The sequence below is a fragment of the Haloarchaeobius pelagicus genome, assembly GCF_051207375.1.
Lineage (GTDB): Archaea > Halobacteriota > Halobacteria > Halobacteriales > Natrialbaceae > Haloarchaeobius.
Genome location: NZ_JBPJZD010000001.1, coordinates 1,538,498 through 1,559,559, shown reverse-complemented (window position 1 = coordinate 1,559,559; position 21,062 = coordinate 1,538,498). Strand labels below are relative to the sequence as shown.

Here is a 21,062-nt window from a genome sequence, read left to right as displayed (position 1 = left end):
GTTCGTCGACGAGCCGCGAAAAGAAGCTACTGCCCGTTTCTGCCTACTCGTGCAGACCGCCGACCTCGGCGTAGAACGACGACTGCAGCGTCTCGGCCATGTCCTCCTCGCGGTCGATGCGCACGTCGATGACGGTCGGCACATCCGCGGCCTTCGCGTCCTCAAGTGCGGGCACGAGGTCGTCGGGGTCGGTGACGTGTTGGCCCTGGCCGCCGAGGGCTTCGGCGACCTTGACGAAGTTCGTGTCGTGGAACTCGACGCCAGGAATCGAGTCGTCCATCTGGCGGACCATCCCCAGACTCGTGTCGTTGAGCACGACGAACGTCGGGGCCACGTCGTGGTCGACCGCGGTCTCGACGGCGGTCATCGTCATCGTGAAGCCGCCGTCGCCGGCGACGCAGATGGCGTCCTTGCCGAGGAGGGCTGCGGTGACCGCGGCAGGGGCCGCCCAGCCCATCCCGCCGACGCCGCCGGAGCCGAAGTAGGTCTCGGTGTCCGGGGTCTGCAGGTAGTTCAACAGCCAGAAGCGGTTGTTCCCTGAATCTGCGGTGACGACGGTATCCGAGTCGACGACCTGCTGGATAGCCTTGCAGGCGCGCTGGGGCTTGATGGGCGTCGAGTCGTCCTCGCACTCGGGCACCGAGAAGTCCTCGCGGGCTTCAGCGGCGCGGTCGAGCGCCCACCCGTTCTCTGCCCCACCCTCGGTCACGAGCGCGGCAAGCGACTGTGCCGCATCGCCGATGAGACCGACGTCTGCCGGGTACACCCAGCCCGCGTTGCGGGTGTCGATGTCGGCGTGGATGATGGTCTGCTCGTCGGGCCTGATGAACGACTCTGCCTGCCAGTTGGTGTCCATCGGGTTCATCCGGCAGCCGACCACGAGCAGTGTGTCGGCCTCGGAGACGACCTGGTTCGCGCCCTCGTGGCCGAAGGAGCCGATGACGCCGGCGGCGCGCTCGTGCGTCTCCGGGATCGTGGACTTCCCCAGGTAGGAGGTGGCGACGACCGCGTCGTACGCCTCGGCGCAGGCGACGAGTTCGTCGTAGGCGTTGGCCGCGTGGACACCGTTCCCGGCGAGGATGACGGGTCGGTCGGCCTTCTGCAGTGCCTTGACCGCGTCGGCAACGTCGCGGTCGGTGGGCTGTGATTCCCAGTTCCTCACCTGTTGGTCCTCGTCCCAGACCGATGGAATCGAATCCTCTGGGAACTCGTCGGAGACGGCGTCCCCGTCGAGGATGACCGCGGTGGGGCCGGGCCGCCCGGCGGTCGCGTGCTTGAACGCCAGCTGGAGCGACCGGACCGTCTCCGTGGGCGTGCGCGGGAACCACCATTCCTTGGTGACGCCGTCGAGGATCTTCGGGAGCGAAAGCCCACCGTAGTCGCCGCGGGACTGTTGGTAGGGCGCGAGCGTGGAGTAGTCGCCGCGCTCGGAGGCCTCGGTGATGGCGACCATCGGCGAGGAGGCGAGCCGAGCCTCCATCTGGCCGATGTTTCCTAAACTCCCGATCCATGGCCCCTGTCCGGCGAGCACGCCCGGCTTGCCGGTCATGCGGCCGTAGGACTCGGCCATGACGCTCGCTTCGCGCTCGTCGCGCGGGCGAACAACCTGTATCTCGGGGTGCTCGGCCAGCTCCTCGAACACCTCGATGACCCGGCCGCCGGGGTAGCCGAAGACGAACTCCGTGTCGAGGTTCGCGAGTCCCTCGACCACGCGCGCTGCCGTCTTCATGCGTCCTCGTCGAACTGGACTGTCTCTTCGACGTACATCGTCGGCCCCTCGTCGGGCTTGGCGAACGTCTCGAGGTCGGCCATGACCGCCTTCCCCACGTCGGAGTCGAACGCCGCCTTCAGGTCGCCCATGTCCTCGAAGTACAGTTCGACGATACCGTCGTACTCGCTGTGTTCCGGGCTGTTGGGGACGCTCGTGACGTACTTCTTCGCGTGCGGGAGGTCCTTCGCGAGCGGGACGTGCTCCTCGTACCAGTACTCGGCGAACTCCTCGTGGGTCAGGTCGTCCGCGCGTACCAGCAGGTTCACCAATTTAATCATGACAGTAAAACCGAGGGGCGGCCGTCTCTTGGTTGTACCGGTGCGACCGGGTTCCCCGTCGCGATTCCAGTGGATGCGACCCGGGGTCAGTCCCGCGCGTAGGTCCCGGTGAGATGGGCCTGTGCGACCTGTGCGTCCTTGATGGCGCTCCGGAGCTGTCCCGACTTCGCGCCGTTCGGCACGTCCAGCTCCCGGTCGCAGGCGTGCAGGGTGAACCGGTAGGTGTGTGCCCCGTGGCCTTTCGGCGGGCACGGGCCGCGGTAGCCGACCGTCTCGAACCCGTTGGTCCCCTGGCGAGCCCCACCGAGGTTCGGGACGCTACCGCCCTGCTTGACGCCCTCCGGGAGTTTGATCGTGTCTGCAGGGACGTTCCACAACAGCCAGTGGTCGAAGGTGCCGCCCGGGGCGTCCGGGTCGTCGACGATCAACGCGAGCGTCTCGGCTTCTGGTGGGGCCCCACCGATTCGCAGTTCGGGCGAGACGTCTGCCCCCTCGCAGGTGAACTTCGTCGGAATCGTCTCCCCGTCGGAGAATGCTCTGGCTTCGATGGCGAACTCGCTGGTGGCTTTTGATGACATGTGGGTACCTGTCGTAGTGGGCGTTCTGTCGGCTGTCCGCCGTGTCGGCGTCCGTGTCCCGGCTCCATCGCCGAGACACCCTGCGACGGCGGCCACCCCGACACCGACCGCGTGGGGCGTCGCACGCCTCGTCGCCATACCAGAGATACGGTAGGTGTCGCCATGAGCGTAGGGGCTTATATATCTCACACCGTATCTACAGGATATGACGAAGCTTCGCAAACCCACCGCCCGGAGCTGCGAACGATGCGGGCGAAAGGAGGCGTGGAACGACGACGTGGAATCGTGGCGGATCGTCGACGACGAGATAGGGAATCCCCAGTGTATCCACGAGTGGGACATCGACGGGACGTTCAACCCCATCGAGGAGTAGAGAGATTCGGAGCGACCGGAGGGAGCGAGAATCTCCAATCGCGAGCGGGGAACGTAGTGACCCGCGAGCAGTAGCGAGGAAGCCGACCCGCGGGAGGTTTTCTCGGACACCGAGCGGGGAACGTAGTGACCCGCGAGCAGTAGCGAGGAAGCCGACCGACGGGAGCGACTCCACCTTTTTCATCGTCGGCCCCGAACCGCCGGTCATGCCGACCGTCTACATCACGGCCCCACCTGACGAGGCGGGCCACATCGCGACGACGCTGGTCGAGGAGCGACTCGCCGCCTGTGTCAACCGCGTTCGCTGTCGCTCGACCTACCGCTGGGAGGACGAGGTGCATCGCGACGACGAGGAGATACTGCTGGCGAAGACCACCGACGAGGGCTACGACGCACTGGTCGAGCGTGTCGAAGCGATACACCCCTACGACGTGCCCTGCATCGAGCGGTTCGACGAGGACGACGTGACAGATGCGTTCGGGGAGTGGCTCACCGACTCGGTCGAGTCGCCGTAAAATCAGGGCAGCGAGGCGGCCGTCTCACCGATGAGCGCCGCGGCGCGCTCCGTGAACAGTGCCGGAACGTTCTCGCGCGCGTCGCGCCGGAGGTCGTACCCGAGGTCGGGGCGCTCGCCTTCCCAGTCCTGTGACGGGATGAGTTCGGGGAGCTCGTAGCGCTGGAGTCGGTCGTCGGCGTGTTTGACCGCCTTCCACGCGGTCTCCGATGGGTCGGGCAGGTCGAAGGCCTCCCAGACGGCGGCCTGGACGCCCTGCTCTGCACGGCGGTAGTTCGGGAGGTGTGGCTTCAGCGGCCCCGGCACGTCCGCCATGTACGCCTCGGAGGCGTCGTGGAGCAGTCCGTACAGTTGGACCTGTGGGGATTCACCCAGCGACGCCAGCTCCTGGCTCACGTACACCGAGTGGAGGGCGACACTGTAGAAGAACCGGGACTGCCCGGCCGCGCGACAGACGTTCGCGGTCCCGTGGGCGATGTCAGCGAGCCGGACCTGATCGGGTGCCGGGTCGAACGGCCTGAACGACCCGCCGGACTGTGTGCTGATGGCTGCGTCTCGTTTCCTCGCGTCTCTGTCGGTTGCTAAATCCATCGAGAATCACCTTTCCACTCCCTCAACAGTTGGTCCAACAAAAGACTTTCCACTCAGGAAACACCCTGTGGCGTGCGAGACCTGCACATCACCCGTGTGGACTCCATAGTCTCCGTCGAAAAGTAAGGGTTAAAAACGCCGCGAGGCACCTGTCACATATGGCTGGAACTATCGAAGCGCTCGTCCCGGGTGGCCAGGCCAACCCTGGCCCGCCGCTCGGCCCCGAGCTCGGTCCGACACCTGTCGACGTGCAGGAAGTCGTCAGCGAGATCAACGAACAGACCGCCGCGTTCGACGGCATGGAGGTCCCGGTTACCGTCGAATACGACGACGACGGCAGCTTCACCATCGAGGTCGGTGTCCCGCCGACGGCCGCACTCATCAAGGACGAGGCCGGATTCGAGACGGGCAGCGGTGAACCCCAGGAGAACTTCGTCGCCAACATGACCGTCGACCAGGTCAAGAAGGTCGCCAAGCAGAAGCAGACGGACCTGCTCTCGTACGACCTCAAGAACGCCGCGAAGGAGGTCGTCGGGACCTGCACCTCGCTGGGTGTCACCATCGAAGGTGAGAACCCGCGCGAGTTCAAGAAGCGTCTCGACAGCGGCGAGTACGACGACCAGTTCACGGACGAATAAGCGACGTTCTCTCCCCTTTCTCCGAGCAAACAGCGGCAGCGCTCGCTCGGCGTCGAAGCGACCCGCTCAGTCCAGACGCCCGGCGAGCGCACGGCCCGTGAGTATGAGCGCTCCCGCGACGAGGAGCGCCAGCAGGGCGAGCGTCGTCACCGTGAGACCCGTCCCGGACGCGGCGAACGCGCCGCCACCGTGTGCCGGTTCGAGCGACGGGAGAACCTCCGGAGCCAGGGTCGCCACGCCGAAGTAGCTCACCGTCACGAGTATCGCGATGCCGCCGGTCCCGAGCCCGAGCATCGATGCCACGTCTTCGACGTTGAGGAGCCGATGTGCGGCCCGCTCGTCGATGCTGTCGCGTCGCATCCGGACGAGCGCGACGGCGACCAGCCCTGTTCCAGCCAGTACCTCGACGCCCAGCCCGAACAGCCCGAGCAACACGACCTTCGGCGATGCTACCGACGGGTGGGGAAACGCCAGTTCCGGCGGGACCGCGAGGGCCAACGGCAGGATAGCTACCAACAGGGCGGTAATCACGCCCTGGTGAGTCAACTTGCGTGGGAGGGGTCCCGAGAAGAAGCTGTATCGACTGGCGCGAAGCCGTTCGTAGGTGGTCCCATGTACTATCGAATGTGTTATATAATCGTCTACAGCGTCGTTATTGTCTTCCATCTGTCCGTTCTTACCCGGTGTTCTCACCCTCGTGGGGATTGTAGTCAGGAGACCGTCCATGGACAAAAATTCACTGGTCAGTCGTGTGATTCCTCGCTGACGAGTTCCTGTCGAGTCCTCTACCCATCCCCCGAGATAGTCACGTTTCGTATCAGTTAGCGGACTGTTAGCTATCACTGTACGTTCCATAGAGAAGGTGTAATGGCTCAAGTCGGAGCGGAATCACTCTGGTTGCTGATCGGTACCATCGGGATGACCATCGGGACACTCTACTTCGTCGGCAGAGGGCGGGGTGTCACCGACAAGAAGATGCAGGAGTTCTACATCGTCACCATATTCATCACGACCATCGCCGCGGCGATGTACTTCCTGATGTATACGGGATTCGGGGTAACCACGGTTACCGCGGGCGGGGAGGAACTCACCATCTACTGGGCACGCTACGCCGACTGGCTGTTCACCACGCCGCTGTTGCTGCTCGACCTCGCGCTCCTCGCGGGTGCGAGCCGTAACACCATCTTCACGCTCGTCGGCCTCGACGTGTTCATGATCGGGACCGGCCTCATCGCGGCACTCGAGACCACGCCCGCGTACCGCATCGTGTGGTGGGGCGTCAGCTCCGGTGCGCTGCTCGTGTTGCTGTACTTCCTCGTCGGCACGCTCTCGAAGCAGGCCAAGTCGAAATCGACGCAGGTCCAGACCCTGTTCAGCCAGCTGCGCAACATCGTCATGGGTCTCTGGCTGCTGTACCCCGTCGTCTGGCTCATCGGGACCGAGGGGACCCTCGGTATCCTCCCGCTGTACTGGGAGACGGCCGCGTTCATGGTCCTCGACCTCAGCGCGAAGGTCGGCTTCGGGATGGTGCTGCTGGGAAGCCGGTCCATCCTCGAGGACGCCACCGGTGCGGCCCCGACCGAACCCGAGCACGACGCCGAAGTCGCGGCCTGAGAGACGGGACGGACCATCCGAACGCACGACTTCTTTCGCGTCGCCCACGACACGTAGTACCACGTCTCAGCCGTCAGGTGAGCGGTAGCCGCCGGTTTCCGGGCTGTGCATGCGTCCGCTTCGACGGCTTTAAGTTTCCACTGGGCCACCGTCCGGACGAGACAGGCTTTTGCCTGTTTCACTGACCCGTAGAAGCACTACGCGTACTACGGAGGTGAACGATGGCAGACCAGGACATAGTAGACGCAGTCTCTCGAGCTCTCGAGGATGCACCCGAGCGGAACTTCCGCGAAACGGTGGACCTCGCGATCAACCTGAGAGACCTCGACCTTAACGATCCGTCACAGCGTGTCGATGAGTCCGTCGTCCTGCCGTCCGGAACCGGCCAGGAGACCCAAATTGTGGTCTTTGCCGAAGGCGAAACCGGCCTTCGAGCAGAAGACGTCGCTGACGAGGTTTTCAGCGGCGACGAACTGGCCGATCTGGGCGACGACGACGACCACGCGAAGGACCTTGCCGACGAGACAGACTTCTTCATCGCAGAGGAGGACATGATGCAAGACGTCGCTCGTCATCTCGGTACGATTCTCGGTCCTCGTGGTAAGATGCCGACCCCGCTCGGCCTTGACGAAGACGTTGTTGAGACGGTGAATCGCATGAAGAACACAGTGCAGCTCCGGAGTCGAGACCGGCGCACGTTCCACACCCGTGTCGGTGCAGAAGACATGAGTGCGGACGACATCGCCGACAACATCGACGTCATCATCCGTCGCCTGCACGCAAACCTCGAGAAGGGCCCGCTCAACGTGGACTCCATCTACGTGAAGACCACGATGGGCCCCTCGGTGGAGGTGAACGCCTGATGAGCGCAGAAGCCGAACGCAAGACCGAGAACCTTCCGCAGTGGAAGAAGGACGAGGTCGCCGAACTCGTAGAGATAATCGAGTCCTACGAGTCCGTCGGCATCGTCAACGTGGCTGGCATTCCGAGCCGCCAGCTGCAGGCCATGCGTGCGGACCTCTACCCTGACACGCAGCTGCGAATGAGTCGGAACACGCTGCTGACGCGTGCACTCGACGACGTCGACGACGGCATCGAGGTGCTCACCGAGCACATCGAGGGCCAGGTCGGCCTCATCGGGACCGACGACAACCCGTTCGCACTGTACAAGATCCTGGAGGAGTCGAAGACGCCCGCACCCATCAACGCCGGGGAGGTCGCCCCGAATGACATCATCATTCCGGAAGGCGACACCGGTGTCGACCCGGGTCCGTTCGTCGGCGAGCTCCAGCAAGTCGGTGCAGCAGCTCGCATCATGGATGGCTCCATCCACGTCACCGAGGACTCCAACGTTCTCAGCGCCGGCGAGGAGGTCTCTGACCAGCTCGCAGGCGTCCTGAGCGAACTCGGCATCGAGCCGAAGGAAGTGGGTCTCGACCTCCGCTCCGTCTATTCCGACGGCGTGGTGTTCGACCCCGCAGACCTCGACATCGACGTGGACGCCTACCGCAGCGACGTCCAGACCGCGGCCGCTCGTGCACGGAACCTGTCCGTGAACGCGGTGTACCCGACGGCTCAGACGGCATCCACCCTCATCGCGAAGGCGACGGGCGAAGCCAAGAGCCTCGGCCTGTACGCGGCGATCGAGAGCCCGGACCTCGCGGACGACCTTATCCGCAAGGCGGACGGGCAGCTTCGCGCGCTCGCGGCTAACATCGACGACGAGGAGGCACTCCCGGAGGAGCTCCAGGGCGTTTCCGCCCCGGCAGCCCCCGCCGAGGAGGCCGACGAAGACGAATCGACTGACGACCAAGACACGACCGAGACGGACACCGAAGCCGACGCCGCCGACGACGAAGACGACGACGACGGCGACGACGACGGTGCAGCCGGTCTCGGCAACATGTTCGGATAACAACAATGGAGTACGTTTACGCAGCACTCATCCTGAACGAATCGGGCGAGGAGATCAACGAAGACAACCTGACCGCCGTGCTCGACGCCGCTGGCGTCGACGTGGAGGAGTCCCGTGTGAAGGCGCTTGTCGCCGCACTCGAGGACGTCGACATCGAGGAGGCCGTCGCAGAGGCCGCCGCCGTCCCCGCGGGCGGCGCGGCCGCTGGCGGCGCTTCCAGTGCCGACGAGGGTGGCGACGACGAGAGCGAGGAAGAGGAAGTCTCCGACGTGCCGGACACGACGGACGACGACGACGACGACGACGAGGAAGAGGAAGCCTCGGGCGAGGGCCTGGGCAACCTCTTCGGCTGAACTCGCTCACGCACGTCACACGACAGACCGCATTTTCTTTCGAACCAGTCGCGGAGTAGCGACACCGTCCCGAGTGGCATCGCTACCGACGCAGTAGTTTATATACGAGCCCGCGGCCAGAGTCGGCGATGGTCCCCCTCGAGTCCGACCTGGTCCTGCTGGCGTCGGTACTCGCGGGTATCGCCCTGGGGACGGCGAGTGGGCTCACACCGGGGCTCCACGCGAACAACTTCGCGCTGTTGCTCGCCGCGATGGCACCCGCCGTCCCGGCTCCGCCGTCGGTCGTGGTCGGCGCGATGCTCGCGGCAGGTGTCACGCACACCTTCCTCGACGCGGTGCCAGCGCTGGCGCTCGGGGTTCCCGATGCGGCGATGGCGGCCTCGGCACTGCCGGGACACAAACTGGTGCTCGCTGGCAGGGGGCGTGAGGCCCTCCGGTTGTCGGTGCTGGGGAGTGCCGGCGCGCTGGTCGTGTCGGTGCCCGTCGCGGTTCCGGCGACGGCTGCGATGACGGCCGCCTATCCGACGATTCGGGCACACCTCTCGCTCGTCCTGGTGGCGGTGGTGGCACTCACACTGGCGACCGAGGCGACCTGGCGCGCGCGAGCAGGTGGGCTGGTCGTCCTCGCCCTGGCGGGCGGACTCGGCGTCGTGACACTCCCGCTTGAACCCGCTGCCCCGCTCCCGACGAGTATCCTGACGCCCCTGTTCGCGGGGCTGTTCGGCGCGCCGGTGCTGCTCGATGCACTGGAGGGCGGCGGCGTGCCACCACAGGACGGGACCGGACTGTTGCTTGCGCCCCGCTCCGTGGCGCTGGCGACCGGTGCCGGTGCGCTCGCCGGCGGCGCGGTCGGCTACCTGCCCGGGGTGTCCAGTGCCATCGCGGCCACCGCGGCCCTCGCAGTCCTTCCCGGGGACGCGGGTGACCGCGGGTACGTGGTCGCCACCAGTGGCGTGAACACTGCGAACTCGGTCTTTGCGCTCTTCGCGCTCGTCGCCCTCGGGACGCCCCGGACCGGGGTACTCGTCGCGGTCGACAGCGTCGGTGGGGTTCCCGCCCTCGCCACCGCACTGCTGGTCGTCGTGCTCGCGGGCGCGGTCGCGACCGGGCTCGTCCTGACCGTCGGTGACCGCTACCTCGATGTGGTGGGCCGACTCGACCCGCGGCGGCTCTCGGTGGCCGCGCTCGGGCTTCTCTCAGGGCTCTCGTGGCTGTTCGCGGGCACCGTCGGCCTGCTCGTATTCGTCGTCGCGACCGCGATCGGCTGTGTCCCGCCTCGGCTCGGGACCCGGCGGGTGTACTGCATGGGGGTGTTGCTCGTGCCCCTCGCTGCGTGACCCGAAAGACAATCGTTAAAACCGCCCGGACGGAAACCCACGGTATGAGCGAATCCGAACAGCGTACCCGACGCAAGTGCGTCTCCTGTGGGATCAACATCTCCGGGACGAATGCGGCTGCGTTCAAGTGCCCCGACTGTGGCACACAGATCTACCGATGCGCGAAGTGCCGCAAGCAGAGCAACCTGTACAACTGCCCGAAGTGCACGTTCGAGGGGCCGTAACGATGGGGAAAGTCGCCGCCAAGATGAAGGTAATGCCGAACAGCCCCGACATCGACCTCGACGCGCTCCAGGAGCGTCTGGAGAGCTCGCTCCCCGAGGGTGCGAAGATCAACGGCGTCGAGCGTGACGACGTCGCCTTCGGTCTCGTCGCCCTGTACCCGACCGTCATCGTGCCCGACGATGCGGGTGGCACGGAAGCCGTCGAAGAGGCCTTCGCGGACGTCGAAGGCGTCGAGTCCGTCGCCGTCGAGAACGTCGGCCGCATCTGAGCTGGCCGAACCACTCCTGCGTTTTTCACCCCGTTACTGGCGAGACTCCGATAACGACTCGTACAGCTCCGCGATAGCGGCGGTGCCGGCGTCAGCGGTCCCGCCGTGGTGGCAGTGCGTCGTGTCGACCGCGAGTTCGGCGAGCCGACCCACCGACTCGATTGCCGTCTCCATGTCCGGTGTGTACTGCGGTTTCGGGCCGGTGAACCCGTCGTCGTTGTTCAGGGCGTCGCCTGCGAGCAGGAACCGCTGGTCGGGGAAGTACAGCGAGCTGTGCCCGGGCGTGTGTCCGGGCGTCGCGACGACCTGCATCGGCCCGGCGGCGGTCCGGAACGTCTCACCGCCGACGAGTTCGAGGTCGACCGGGACCGGCGGGTAGCGGTCGCCGTCTTCGGGGGTCTTGAGAGGCCATTCGCGGCCGTCGATGAATGCAGCCTCGTCCTCGTGGGCGACGACGATGAGGTCTGTCTCGGCTTCCAGTTCTGCGAGGCCCCCCGCGTGGTCGCCGTCGTGGTGGGTGAGCAGGACCATGGACACGTCGTCGAGGGCGACCCCGACCTCGTCGAGTTGGGCGCGAATCTGGTCTGTCGCGCCGGGGAGCCCCACGTCGACGAGCAGGACGCCGTGGTCGGTCTCGACCGCGGTCGGGTGAATCGTGAGGTCGCGCCCGCCGAAACTGAACTCCAGTGCGAGCGGGTGGATGCCGGCTGGTGTCATGCCACAAGGTGTGGCTCCCGGGAGAAAAACGATTGCGGCGTCAGTGGGGGTGGGCTACAGCCCGGCCGCGTCGAACGCCTGGTCCAGGTCGGCCGTGAGGTCGTCGACGTGCTCGATGCCCACGGAGACACGGATGAGCCCGTCGGTGAGGCCTGCTTCGAGGCGCTCCTCGCGCGGGATGGCGGCGTGGGTCATCGCGGCCGGCTGCTCGATGAGGCTCTCGACGCCACCGAGGGACTCCGCGAGGGTGAACACCTGCGTCTCGGAGACGACGGTGCTGGCCTGTTCGAGCGTGCCGTCGACCTCGAAGCTGAGCATCCCCCCGAAGTCGTCCATCTGCTCGGCGGCGATGTCGTGGCCGGGGTGGTCCTCGAGTCCCGGGTAGAACACCGTCGAGACCGCGGGGTGGTCGTCGAGCCACGCGGCGATGTCGCGGGCGTTGTCACAGTGCCGGTCCATCCGGACGGGGAGCGTCTTGGTCCCGCGAAGGACGAGGAAGCAGTCGTGCGGGCCGGGCGTCGCGCCCACCGAGTTCTGGTAGAAGCCGATTCGCTCGTCGAGGGCCTCGTCGTCGGTGATGAGTGCGCCGCCGACCACGTCGGAGTGGCCGCCGAGGTACTTGGTCAGCGAGTGGCTCACGATGTCGGCCCCGAGTTCGAGGGGGCGCTGGAGGTACGGTGTCGCGAACGTGTTGTCGATGGCACAGAGGGCGTCGTGGTCGTGGGCGACCTCGGCCGCGGCCTCGATGTCGACGATGGACATGAGCGGGTTCGTGGGGGTCTCCAGCCAGAGGAGTTCCGTGTTCTCCTGCATGGCGTCCGCGATGGCGTCGAGGTCGGTCATATCCACGAACGAGAACTCCAGGTCGTACTGCTCGTACACCTGGGTGAAGATGCGGTGGGTCCCGCCGTAGACGTCCTCGCCGGTGACGACGTGGTCCCCGGCTTCGAGCAGGTTGAGGACCGTGTTGATGGCACCCATGCCGGAGGAGAAACAGCGGCCGTACTCGCCGGATTCGAGGCTGGCGAGGTTGGCTTCGAGGTCGGTCCGCGTCGGGTTCCCGGTGCGGGAGTACTCGTACCCGCGGTGCTCGCCCGGACCGTCCTGCTTGTAGGTGGAGTTCGCGTAGATGGGCGTCATGAGTGCGCCCGTCTCCTCGTCGGGTTCCTGGCCAGCGTGAATCGAGCGCGTCTCGATACGGAAGTCCTCGTCTGTCATGGTCGGGACGACGACCGCCACTGGGGTTACTCTTGCGTTGCAGGGCCAGGACGACGCTGTCGGTCAGTCGGCGTCGGAACCCGCGAGCAGGACCCCGACCTGCTTCCCGCTGAGGACCTCGGGGATGATGACCTCGTCTGCACCCGCCCGCCGGGCGAGCGGTTCGTCCATCCGGTCGCCGACCCGGACCACCAGGTCGACCGACGGGGCGAGGTCGCTCGCCGTGATGACGATCTGGACGTTGACGTGCGAGTCGTCGACCGCCCCGATGGCGCTTTCAGCTCGCTCGATACCGGCGTCGCGGAGTGTCGCCTCGTGCCGGGCGTCGCCCTCGACCGTGAGGAAGCCGTCGTCTCTCGCCAGTCTGGCTTGCTCGTCTTGCGATTCGACCACGACCACCTCGCGCTCGCCCTCGGCCAGACTGGACGCGATCGTCTTCCCGAACGTCCCGTACCCGCAGACGATGACGTGGTCCGCGAGTGCGTCGATGCTACGTTCCATCTGTAACTGCTGGAGTTCGTCCCGCATCTGCCCGCCGAACGCGGCCGAGAGGAACGTCTCGCCGATCCAGAGCCCGACGACGACGAGCGCGGAGAGCACCACGATGGCGTACAGTTTGACGGCCTGTGCCGGCCCGTCGTGTTCCATGAAGTAGAGTTCGATGCTCGACGGGTCGAGGAGCCAGAACAGCGCGTCGACGACGCCGACGCCACCCAGTGTACCGAACCCGGTAACCCCGAGGAAGACGACCGCGACGAAGGCGGCGACCGGCCGAAGCATCCGGCGCAAGAGCGGCCGACGAAGGACTGCAGCGAAGGGAAGTGGTGGCCGTCGCATTCACTGAACCGTCGCTTCTCACGGGCTGGAACCGCTCGAACCGAGCGGGTCGGTCGACTCACCATCGAGTGCGAGCCGCATCTCCAACTCGCCCGGGCCGGACGGCTCGGCCTCGAAACCGAACGACCGGTAGAGCCCGATGGCGGCATCGTTCGAGCGTTCGACGTAGAGCCGGACCGTCGGCACGTCACGACGCCTCGCCATCTTGAGCACCTCGGTGAGGACCGTGGTGCCGATGCCCGCCTTCCGGTAGTCCTGGTGGACGAAGATGGCGAGTTCGTGTGCCGACTCCTCGGTCGGGACGAGGACGGCGTGGCCCACGATGCGACCACGGTAGCGGGCGACGGCGTGGAAGCCGGCAGAGAGGACGTCGAGCCAGTCGCGAATCCGCGACTCCCCCACCGGTGGAAGGCCGTGTGCGATCCCCGGCGGGTCGAACTCGTCGTACATCTCGACGAGGTCGTCGACGATGGGCACAGACAGGGTCGCACACCGCTCGAGCGTGATGGTCCGGCCGAAGCTGTCACGGACCACCGAGTCGCGACCGGACTTCTCGTCGGTCCAACCGGGAGTTGCCGTGACAGACTTTTCCGCATCTCTGGGAGAAGATTCGGTTTTTTGGCTACGAATATCCATGTATTGTCTCTAATAGCAACTGACTGTCCACTGTATAAAGAACTTGCTAGTTGGAAATACTATTCCGTAATAGGTGTACCCGGGACATTGGAGACTGCCGAGTGACCCACTCCTGTCGTGACTGACGGGCAGACAGCCACCTGTGGGGGCGACCGAACAACGTGCGTTTTATAATGGCGACGGGACAAGAGGGGCGTACGACTATGCCGAACTCGCACGGACCCCTCAAGAAGACACGGAACAAACTGAAGAACCACCCCCGAGAGCGCGGCACCTCGCCGCCGCAGCGTGCAATTCAGGACTTCGAGGAGGGCCAGAAGGTCCACCTCAAGATCGACCCCTCGGTCGCGAAGGGTCGTTTCCACCCGCGCTTCTCCGGCCAGACCGGTGAGGTCGTCGGGAAACAGGGCTCGGCGTTCCTCGTCGAGATCACGGACGGCGGCAAGAAGAAGAAGCTCATCTCCGCCCCGGCGCACCTGAAGGCCCAGAAGTAACCCCCATGACGATATTCAAGGAGAAGCTCGACGAGGAGTATCTCACCGTCTCCGAGACGAAGGAACTCCTCGCCGATATCGAAGCCGACCGGGCGCTCGACGAGGACCGCGAGATGCGCTACGAGCTGGCGCGTGCTATCGAACACGTCAACCGCTTCACCGTGCTGAGCGTCGAGGACTCCCAGGCGCTCGTCGAGGACCTCCAGGAACTCGAGAAGGTCGACGAGGCGACCGCCTACAAGATCACCAACCTGCTCCCCCAGGACCGCACCGAGCTCCGGTCCCTGTACGCACAGGAGCGGTACTCGCTCTCCGGCGACGAGCTCGACGAGATTCTGAACGTCGTCGCGCAGTACGTCTGAGCGAGTCGCGTCGGACCCAGTTCATCTCTCCTGTGAAATCGCGGCCCGTCACCACTCGGAGAGGGTGCGCTCCGCCCGGCGACGATTCGCATCGTGCTGCCCGACGCCCATCTTTTAAATACGCGGTCCCCCTATCATAGAACTAGAATGAGCGATTCCGAACGCGACGAGGAGCCGCCGGTCCAAGCCGTCGTTCTGGACATCTATCCGAACGGCCGGTCGAGTGGTGGGCGAGGAGGATACGGTAACGACCCCCTTGCGTACGCCCTCGGAACGCGTGATTTCCGCCTGTTCGAGATGACCTTCGAGTCCACCCCGGACGTCAGCATCGACGACTACGTCGACGTGGACCCACCGGCTGAGAACATCAAGCGGATACGAAACGTCGAGTACGACGACATCTCGAGCGGCGCGAAGTCCGAGCTGGAGTACGTCGTCGCCGAGGTCGTCGACGAGAACGAAGAGCGCTTCGTGAACTTCTACAACGACGCCCAACCCATCACGCTTCGTCTCCATCAGCTGAACCTGCTACCGGGCATCGGGAAGAAACTGCGCAACTCCATCCTGGACCAGCGCAAACGACAGCCGTTCCAGAGCTTCGAGGACCTCGAAGACCGCGTGGCTGGCCTCCACAACCCGAAGGAGGTGCTGGTCGAGCGTATCATCGAGGAACTCCGGGACGACGACCTGAAGTACAAGACGTTCGTCGGGCGGAGAGACGAGTAGGCAGTTTTACCCTGTTCGGACTCGTAGCCGGCGCTAATCGATGAGAGACCCCGACGGACTGCTGTCGCGCGCCGGCGTGCGAGGCGACCCGAACCGCGACCAGCACTTTCTCGTAGACGACCGCGTCCTCGACCGGCTCCCCTCGTACCTCCCCGAGGACGTGGACGCGAGCCACCTGCTGGAGATCGGTGCCGGGAACGGCGCGCTGACGGACCGCTTGCTCGAGCGCGGCGAGCACGTGACCGCCATCGAGCGCGACCACCACCTGGTGGAGTTCCTCGAGGGCGAGTTCGCCGACGAGATCGCCGAGGGCCGCCTCGACGTGGTCGACGGCGACGCCCTACAGGTCGACCTGCCCGACTTCACGGCCTGCGTCTCGAACCTGCCCTACGGGGTGTCCAGCCAGATAACCTTCCGGCTGCTCCCGCTCGGCAAACCGCTCGTGTTGATGTTCCAGAAGGAGTTCGCCGAGCGAATGGTCGCCGAGGCCGGCAGTGACGACTACGGGCGGCTCTCGGTCTCGACCCAGCACTACGCCGACGTCGAGATCGTCGAGACCATCCCGAAGGAGGCGTTCTCGCCGCCGCCAGCGGTCGAGAGCGCGGTCGTCCGCTGTCTGCCACGGGACCCGGACTACGAGGTCGAGGACGAGCAGTTCTTCCTCGACTTCGTCAAGGCGGTGTTCACGCAGCGCCGGAAGACGATGCGCAACGCCATCCGCAACACGGCCCACATCTCGGGGCTGGACGACGCGGACGCAGTGGTCGACGCTGCCGACGAGGAGCTCATGAGCAAGCGCGCCGGGAACCTCGACCCGGCGACGTTCGCGGCGCTCGCAACACTGGCGGCCGACGTCGGCCGTGATGTGACCGATGGCTGAGCCGGGCTTCTGGGACGCAGCGGCGAAGCAGGTGAATTCGCTGTCCGGCATGGTCGACAGTACGCTCCTGAAGCTGCTGGTGACCGTCGCCGCGGTCGGCCTGATGGCAGGCATCGGGTACGTCACGAACCGGGTACAGGACCGCCTCCGGGACGATTTCGGCGACGCGGTCGCGGACGTGCTGACGGTGCTCGTCATCACGGTGACGTTCGGCGGGGCCGCGACCGTCGTCGTGGGGCTGTGGGGGTCGGCGGACGAAGTGATCGTTGCGATGCGTGGCCTTCCCATCAACCAGAGCGACGGCCCGCGCATCGCCATCACCGTCGTCGTCGCCCTGACCCTCCACATCCTCTCACGGGTGCTGAAACGAGTGCTCCAGGACTTCCTCGGCTCGACCAGGGCCCTGTCGGACCACCAGCGTCGGATGACCTACCGGGTGGCCCAGGTCGTCCTCTGGACGGTCGGGTTCATCGTCATCCTCGGCGTCTGGAACGTCGAGTTGACCGGGCTACTCGTCGGGGCCGGGTTCGCCGGTATCGTGGTCGGGATGGCGGCTCGCCAGACCCTCGGTGCGGTGCTCGCCGGCTTCGTGTTGATGCTGGCCCGCCCGTTCGAGATCGGGGACTGGGTCCAGATCGGGGACAGCGAGGGAATCGTCACCGACATCTCCATCTTCAACACGCGCATCCAGACGTTCGACGGCGAATACGTGATGATACCCAACGACATCGTCAGCGGCGAGCGCGTGGTGAACCGGTCCCGGAAGGGTCGGCTCCGCCTCGAAGTCGAGGTGGGCGTCGATTACGACAGCGACGTCGAGCACGCCGTCGAGGTGGCGAAGGAGTCGCTCCGCGACGAGGACGAGATCCTGTCGGTCCCGACGCCACAGGTCGTCGTGAAGCGGTTCGCCGACTCCGCGGTGATTCTCGGTGCCCGGTTCTGGATCGACAAGCCGAGCGCCCGCCGGAAGTGGCGTGCGCGGACCGCGGTGGTCACCGGCCTCAAGCGCGCGTTCGAGGCCGAAGAGATCAAGATCCCCTTCCCGCAGCGCGAACTCTCCGGGCGGGCAGAGGCCGGTGGCTTCCAGGTCACCGGCCAGACGACGGAGGTCAGGGACCCCGAAGCAGCCGCGACCGATGACGGGAACGGCTCCGAGGGAGGTGACTCGTAGATGCCGAAGGACCTCGCGGAGCGCCGTGGTGTCGAAACCGAGGTGTACCAGCCCGCAGAGGACTCGCACCTGCTGGCGGAGACGGCCTGTGCAGATATCGAGGGCGGGCGTGTGCTGGAGGTCGGCACGGGTTCTGGCTACGTCGCCGAGCGCATCGCGGCCGAGACCGGGGCCGACGTGGTGGCCTCGGACCTGAACCCGCACGCGTGCGAGCAGGCGCGCGAGCGGTCCGAACACGGCGTCTCCGTCGTGCAGGCCGACCTCGTCTCCCCCTTCCGTGACGGGGCCTTCGATGCGGTGGTGTTCAACCCGCCGTATCTCCCCGAAGACGCGGCGGCCGCCCGCGACGACTGGATGGAGGTCGCGCTGACCGGGGGTAAGGACGGGCGTGCGATCATCGACCCGTTCCTCGATTCTGTCGGGCGGGTGCTCGCACCCGACGGCGCGGTGTACCTGCTCGTCTCGAGTTTGACGGGTGTTGACGCCGTGGTCGACCGGGCCGCGGACAACGGGTTCAGCGCCGTCGCCCTGCGCGACGAGTCGTTCCCGTTCGAGACGCTGACCGTATTGAAACTCGTTCTATAACCACTGCGCATTTGCGGAGTTCGAAAATATTAAAGCACCGCATTTCCAAGCAGCAGGTACGAATGACAGAACTCGTCTCTACGACACTGGGACTGTTCCCGCTCCCAGACTGGGCGAAAGCGGACCTATCCGACCTCAAGGGCCATCAGAAGCACGACCTCATCTCCGGCGACGAAGGCGCAGAGATCCAGGGCGTGTACGAGACCGCGCGCGAGGAGGTCGTCTCCGCGCAGGTCGACGCCGGCCTCGACCTCGTCGGCGAGGGCCAGCTCCGCTGGGACGACATGCTCGCGCACCCGCTGACGGTACACGACAGCGTCGAGACGCGCGGCATCGTCCGCTACTACGACAACAACAACTTCTACCGCGAGCCGGTCGTCCAGGACGAACTCACGTTCGACGGCGACGTGGCCGCCGAACTCGAAGCAACGTCCGACCTCGTCGACGACGACCTGCAGGCCGTCCTCCCCGGCCCGTACTCGCTCGCCGACCTCGCGACCGACGAGTACTACAACGACGAGACGGAGTTCCTCCACGCCGTTGCGGACTTCCTCGCCGGTGAGGCCGACGCCTTCCCGGACGTCGAGACGCTGTTCCTGCTCGAACCCTCGCTCGTCGAGAACGCCCCCGGTGAGGGCCTCGACGCGGAGGTCCCCGACGCCGTGACGACCGTCGCGAACGCGGTCGACGCCGACGTCGTCGTCCAGCCCTACTGGGGCGCACTGGAGGAGAAGGTCCACGCGCACCTGCTGGACGCCGAGGTCGACGCCATCGGCTACGACTTCGTCAGCGACCAGGAGCAGAACATCTACAACCTGCAGGAGTACGGCACGAAATCGGACATCTCGCTCGGCCTGCTCGACGGCCAGAACACGCTCGTCGAAGAGCCGGAGGCCGTCACCGAGCGCGTCGACTGGGTGTACGACAACCTGCCGGTCGCCGAGTTCGACACCACCTACGTGACGCCGAACACCGAACTGTTCTACCTGCCCTACGCGAAGTACGAAGACAAACTCGACGCCGTCGCCGAGGCCGTTTCCCTCGCCGACGTGGAGGTGACAGCATGAGTCAGAACCCCAACCGCGACCAGTTCCGCCCGGAGAACCACCCGAACGACCACTTCATCCTGACGACCGTCGTCGGCTCCTACGCCAAGCCCAAGTGGCTCAACCGCGCGAAAGAGCAGTACGAGGACCCCGACTCGAAGTTCGACGAGGACGACTGGCAGGAGGCCAAGGACGACGCCTCCCGCCTCATCACCGACGAGCACGAGCGCGCCGGCCTCGACGTCGTCGTCGACGGCGAGATGCGCCGCACCGAGATGGTCGAGTTCTTCGCCCACCGCATCGAGGGCTACGAGTTCAACGGCCCCGTCAAGGTGTGGGGCCACAACTACTTCGACAAGCCCTCGGTCGTCTCCGAGGTCGAGTACGACGAGTCCTGGCTGGTCGACGAGTACGAGTTCACCGCCGAGGTCTCGGACGCGCCGGTCAAGGTGCCCATCACCGGCCCGTACACCCTCGCGAACTGGTCGTTCAACGAGGCCTACGACGACGACGAGGCGCTCGCGTACGATCTCGCCGACCTCGTGAACGAGGAGATCGAGAAGCTGGTCGACGCCGGCGCGCGCTACATCCAGATCGACGAGCCCGCGCTCGCGACCACGCCGGACGACCACGCCATCGTCGGCGAGTGTCTCGAACGCATCGCCGACAACATCCCGGACGACGTCCGCATCGGGCTGCACGTCTGCTACGGTGACTACTCGCGCATCTACCCCGAGATTCTGGACTACCCCGTCGAGGAGTTCGACCTCGAACTCTGCAACGGCGACTACGACCAGCTCGACGTCTTCACCGACGACGAGTTCACGAAGGACCTCGCCCTCGGCGTGGTCGACGCCCACGTCGCCGAGGTCGAGTCCGTCGCGGAGATCAAGCGCAACATCCGCAAGGGCCTCGAGGTCGTGCCCCCGGAGCGCCTCATCGTCTCGCCCGACTGCGGGCTGAAGCTGCTGCCCCGCGAGGTCGCCTACGAGAAGATGGTCAACCTCGTGAAAGCGACCCGTGAGATCGAAGCCGAACTCGACGCCGGCGAAATCGACGTTCCCGCGGCGGAGCCGACCGCCCAGGCCGACGACTGAGCGGAAGTCTCCTTACTCCTTCGTCGCCTTCAGCGAGAACTGGAGCGGTAGCTCCACCGCCGCGTCCTCCGGGAGCCACCACCGACCCGCTTCGTCCTGCTCCATCTCCTCGTACCGCCGCCAGGTCGTCCACGGGTGCTCGTGGAGGAACTCGATTCGGAGGCCGCGGCTCGCCAGCGCGGTGACCACCTCGCCGAGGGGGTGTGCCCACTCGTACTGCTCGGTGTGCTCGAACTCGGCGTCGCTCGCGTAGCTCCCCTGCACGTCGAAGTGGACCGCCTCGCCCGGGAAGTACGGGAACGCGAGCTCGGCCGTGTCGCCGGAGACGTTCTCCAGCATGCCGGCGACCGGGTGGCCGTCGGCGATGTAGAAGGTGCCCCCAGGGGCGAGGTGACGCTCGATGGTATCTGCCCACGCGTCGAGGTCGTCAAGCCAGCAGAGCACGCCGTAGGACGTGAACACCACGTCGAACTCGCGCTCGAGGTCGAGGGCCAGCACGTTGGCCTGCACGAACTCGGCGCGGTCGGCCAGCCCGGCCTCGTCGGCGAGTTCACGGGCCGTCTCCACCGCTTGCGTCGAGAAGTCCACGCCGACAACCTCCGCTCCCTCGCGGGCCCACGAGAGCGTGTCCATGCCGAAGTGACACTGGAGATGGAGCAACGAGGTGCCGTCGCCGACGTCCTCGCCGAGTTCCTCGCGCTCGAGCGACCAGAGCGAGGACTCGCCCGCGAGGAAGCCATCGACGTCGTAGTACTCGGTCTCGGGATGGACTGCGGCGCGTTCGTCCCAGTTGCGTCGGTTCGCCTCCTGGTAGTCGTCCATATTGGAATCCCATGCGC

At 65.9% G+C, this 21,062-nt stretch carries 28 protein-coding genes; 18 read left to right on the top strand and 10 right to left on the bottom strand.

Annotated features, from left to right (window positions below):
* Positions 1-43 precede the first annotated feature (43 nt).
* The 3 genes from ACSC1S_RS08220 to ACSC1S_RS08210 form a co-directional block, all read right to left on the bottom strand.
* Positions 44-1,729 (bottom strand): thiamine pyrophosphate-binding protein, encoded by a 1,686-nt coding sequence (locus tag ACSC1S_RS08220; protein ID WP_435363892.1) that lies wholly within the window; start codon positions 1,727-1,729, stop codon positions 44-46.
* The gene (locus ACSC1S_RS08215) at positions 1,726-2,049 is read right to left on the bottom strand and encodes an EthD family reductase (protein WP_435363891.1); all 324 of its coding nucleotides are present in this window, start codon (positions 2,047-2,049) and stop codon (positions 1,726-1,728) included. The genes ACSC1S_RS08220 and ACSC1S_RS08215 overlap by 4 nt, the downstream gene beginning before the upstream one ends.
* 86 nt (positions 2,050-2,135) lie before the next feature.
* The gene (locus ACSC1S_RS08210) at positions 2,136-2,627 is read right to left on the bottom strand and encodes a YbhB/YbcL family Raf kinase inhibitor-like protein (protein ID WP_435363890.1); all 492 of its coding nucleotides are present in this window, start codon (positions 2,625-2,627) and stop codon (positions 2,136-2,138) included.
* A 205-nt stretch (positions 2,628-2,832) separates the two neighbouring features.
* Here ACSC1S_RS08210 and ACSC1S_RS08205 point away from each other — a divergent pair, with 205 nt between their 5' ends.
* Both ACSC1S_RS08205 and cutA read left to right on the top strand, forming a co-directional pair.
* Complete coding sequence (locus ACSC1S_RS08205; protein WP_435318360.1) at positions 2,833-3,000, top strand: HEWD family protein; 168 nt, start codon at positions 2,833-2,835, stop codon at positions 2,998-3,000.
* Positions 3,001-3,205: 205 nt separating this feature from the next.
* A complete protein-coding gene (cutA, locus tag ACSC1S_RS08200; RefSeq protein WP_435318359.1) occupies positions 3,206-3,514 on the top strand; it encodes a divalent-cation tolerance protein CutA in 309 nt (102 codons plus the stop codon).
* Positions 3,515-3,516: 2 nt separating this feature from the next.
* Here cutA and ACSC1S_RS08195 read toward each other — a convergent pair whose 3' ends face one another.
* The gene (locus tag ACSC1S_RS08195; protein WP_435363889.1) at positions 3,517-4,104 is read right to left on the bottom strand and encodes a hypothetical protein; all 588 of its coding nucleotides are present in this window, start codon (positions 4,102-4,104) and stop codon (positions 3,517-3,519) included.
* 158 nt (positions 4,105-4,262) lie between these two features.
* On the opposite strand from ACSC1S_RS08195, the gene ACSC1S_RS08190 reads away from it, so the two are divergent.
* Positions 4,263-4,742 (top strand): 50S ribosomal protein L11, encoded by a 480-nt coding sequence (locus ACSC1S_RS08190; protein ID WP_435363888.1) that lies wholly within the window; start codon positions 4,263-4,265, stop codon positions 4,740-4,742.
* Between the two features lie 66 nt (positions 4,743-4,808).
* On the opposite strand, the gene ACSC1S_RS08185 is transcribed toward ACSC1S_RS08190, so the two are convergent.
* Complete coding sequence (locus ACSC1S_RS08185) at positions 4,809-5,288, bottom strand: hypothetical protein (protein ID WP_435363887.1); 480 nt, start codon at positions 5,286-5,288, stop codon at positions 4,809-4,811.
* Positions 5,289-5,609: 321 nt separating this feature from the next.
* Between ACSC1S_RS08185 and ACSC1S_RS08180 the strand changes: the two genes are divergently transcribed.
* From ACSC1S_RS08180 to ACSC1S_RS08150, 7 genes are all read left to right on the top strand, one after another.
* Positions 5,610-6,356 (top strand): bacteriorhodopsin, encoded by a 747-nt coding sequence (locus tag ACSC1S_RS08180; RefSeq protein WP_435363886.1) that lies wholly within the window; start codon positions 5,610-5,612, stop codon positions 6,354-6,356.
* A 221-nt stretch (positions 6,357-6,577) separates the two neighbouring features.
* Positions 6,578-7,219 (top strand): 50S ribosomal protein L1, encoded by a 642-nt coding sequence (locus ACSC1S_RS08175; RefSeq protein ID WP_435318354.1) that lies wholly within the window; start codon positions 6,578-6,580, stop codon positions 7,217-7,219.
* Positions 7,219-8,271, top strand: a complete 1,053-nt coding sequence (locus ACSC1S_RS08170; RefSeq protein ID WP_435363885.1) for a 50S ribosomal protein L10 — start codon at positions 7,219-7,221, stop codon at positions 8,269-8,271. Before ACSC1S_RS08175 ends, ACSC1S_RS08170 begins: the two co-directional genes overlap by 1 nt.
* Positions 8,272-8,276: 5 nt before the next feature.
* Entirely contained in the window at positions 8,277-8,624 is a 348-nt protein-coding gene (gene rpl12p, locus ACSC1S_RS08165) for a 50S ribosomal protein P1 (protein ID WP_435363884.1), read from the top strand.
* Positions 8,625-8,752: 128 nt separating this feature from the next.
* Complete coding sequence (locus ACSC1S_RS08160) at positions 8,753-9,961, top strand: tripartite tricarboxylate transporter permease (protein WP_435363883.1); 1,209 nt, start codon at positions 8,753-8,755, stop codon at positions 9,959-9,961.
* Between the two features lie 44 nt (positions 9,962-10,005).
* Positions 10,006-10,185: an HVO_2753 family zinc finger protein gene (locus ACSC1S_RS08155; protein ID WP_261651309.1), complete on the top strand. Its 180-nt coding sequence runs from the start codon at positions 10,006-10,008 to the stop codon at positions 10,183-10,185.
* A 2-nt stretch (positions 10,186-10,187) separates the two neighbouring features.
* Positions 10,188-10,454 (top strand): elongation factor 1-beta, encoded by a 267-nt coding sequence (locus ACSC1S_RS08150; protein WP_261651308.1) that lies wholly within the window; start codon positions 10,188-10,190, stop codon positions 10,452-10,454.
* A gap of 33 nt (positions 10,455-10,487) precedes the next feature.
* Here the strand turns inward: ACSC1S_RS08150 and ACSC1S_RS08145 are convergent, their stop codons facing one another.
* From ACSC1S_RS08145 to ACSC1S_RS08130, 4 genes are all read right to left on the bottom strand, one after another.
* Positions 10,488-11,171, bottom strand: a complete 684-nt coding sequence (locus ACSC1S_RS08145; protein ID WP_435363882.1) for an MBL fold metallo-hydrolase — start codon at positions 11,169-11,171, stop codon at positions 10,488-10,490.
* Between the two features lie 54 nt (positions 11,172-11,225).
* On the bottom strand, positions 11,226-12,389 hold the full coding sequence (locus ACSC1S_RS08140) for a cystathionine gamma-synthase (protein ID WP_435363881.1): 1,164 nt from the start codon (positions 12,387-12,389) through the stop codon (positions 11,226-11,228).
* A gap of 63 nt (positions 12,390-12,452) precedes the next feature.
* Positions 12,453-13,226: a potassium channel family protein gene (locus tag ACSC1S_RS08135; RefSeq protein WP_435363880.1), complete on the bottom strand. Its 774-nt coding sequence runs from the start codon at positions 13,224-13,226 to the stop codon at positions 12,453-12,455.
* Between the two features lie 18 nt (positions 13,227-13,244).
* On the bottom strand, positions 13,245-13,760 hold the full coding sequence (locus tag ACSC1S_RS08130; protein ID WP_435363879.1) for a GNAT family N-acetyltransferase: 516 nt from the start codon (positions 13,758-13,760) through the stop codon (positions 13,245-13,247).
* A gap of 305 nt (positions 13,761-14,065) precedes the next feature.
* On the opposite strand from ACSC1S_RS08130, the gene ACSC1S_RS08125 reads away from it, so the two are divergent.
* The 8 genes from ACSC1S_RS08125 (at position 14,066) to ACSC1S_RS08090 (ending at position 20,223) form a co-directional block, all read left to right on the top strand.
* On the top strand, positions 14,066-14,356 hold the full coding sequence (locus ACSC1S_RS08125; RefSeq protein WP_261651303.1) for a 50S ribosomal protein L21e: 291 nt from the start codon (positions 14,066-14,068) through the stop codon (positions 14,354-14,356).
* Positions 14,357-14,361: 5 nt separating this feature from the next.
* Positions 14,362-14,718: an RNA polymerase Rpb4 family protein gene (locus ACSC1S_RS08120; protein ID WP_261651302.1), complete on the top strand. Its 357-nt coding sequence runs from the start codon at positions 14,362-14,364 to the stop codon at positions 14,716-14,718.
* A 147-nt stretch (positions 14,719-14,865) separates the two neighbouring features.
* Entirely contained in the window at positions 14,866-15,444 is a 579-nt protein-coding gene (locus ACSC1S_RS08115) for a DUF655 domain-containing protein (protein WP_435363878.1), read from the top strand.
* Between the two features lie 40 nt (positions 15,445-15,484).
* Entirely contained in the window at positions 15,485-16,324 is an 840-nt protein-coding gene (locus tag ACSC1S_RS08110) for a 16S ribosomal RNA methyltransferase A (RefSeq protein ID WP_435318345.1), read from the top strand.
* Positions 16,317-17,495, top strand: a complete 1,179-nt coding sequence (locus tag ACSC1S_RS08105; RefSeq protein WP_435363877.1) for a mechanosensitive ion channel family protein — start codon at positions 16,317-16,319, stop codon at positions 17,493-17,495. Before ACSC1S_RS08110 ends, ACSC1S_RS08105 begins: the two co-directional genes overlap by 8 nt.
* Positions 17,496-18,080: a HemK2/MTQ2 family protein methyltransferase gene (locus ACSC1S_RS08100; RefSeq protein ID WP_435363876.1), complete on the top strand. Its 585-nt coding sequence runs from the start codon at positions 17,496-17,498 to the stop codon at positions 18,078-18,080. It begins immediately after the preceding gene.
* Between the two features lie 62 nt (positions 18,081-18,142).
* On the top strand, positions 18,143-19,147 hold the full coding sequence (locus ACSC1S_RS08095; protein WP_435318342.1) for a 5-methyltetrahydropteroyltriglutamate--homocysteine methyltransferase: 1,005 nt from the start codon (positions 18,143-18,145) through the stop codon (positions 19,145-19,147).
* Positions 19,144-20,223 (top strand): methionine synthase, encoded by a 1,080-nt coding sequence (locus tag ACSC1S_RS08090; RefSeq protein ID WP_435363875.1) that lies wholly within the window; start codon positions 19,144-19,146, stop codon positions 20,221-20,223. Before ACSC1S_RS08095 ends, ACSC1S_RS08090 begins: the two co-directional genes overlap by 4 nt.
* Before the next feature lie 12 nt (positions 20,224-20,235).
* Here ACSC1S_RS08090 and ACSC1S_RS08085 read toward each other — a convergent pair whose 3' ends face one another.
* A complete protein-coding gene (locus tag ACSC1S_RS08085; RefSeq protein ID WP_435363874.1) occupies positions 20,236-21,045 on the bottom strand; it encodes a class I SAM-dependent methyltransferase in 810 nt (269 codons plus the stop codon).
* Between the last annotated feature and the right edge of the window lie 17 nt (positions 21,046-21,062).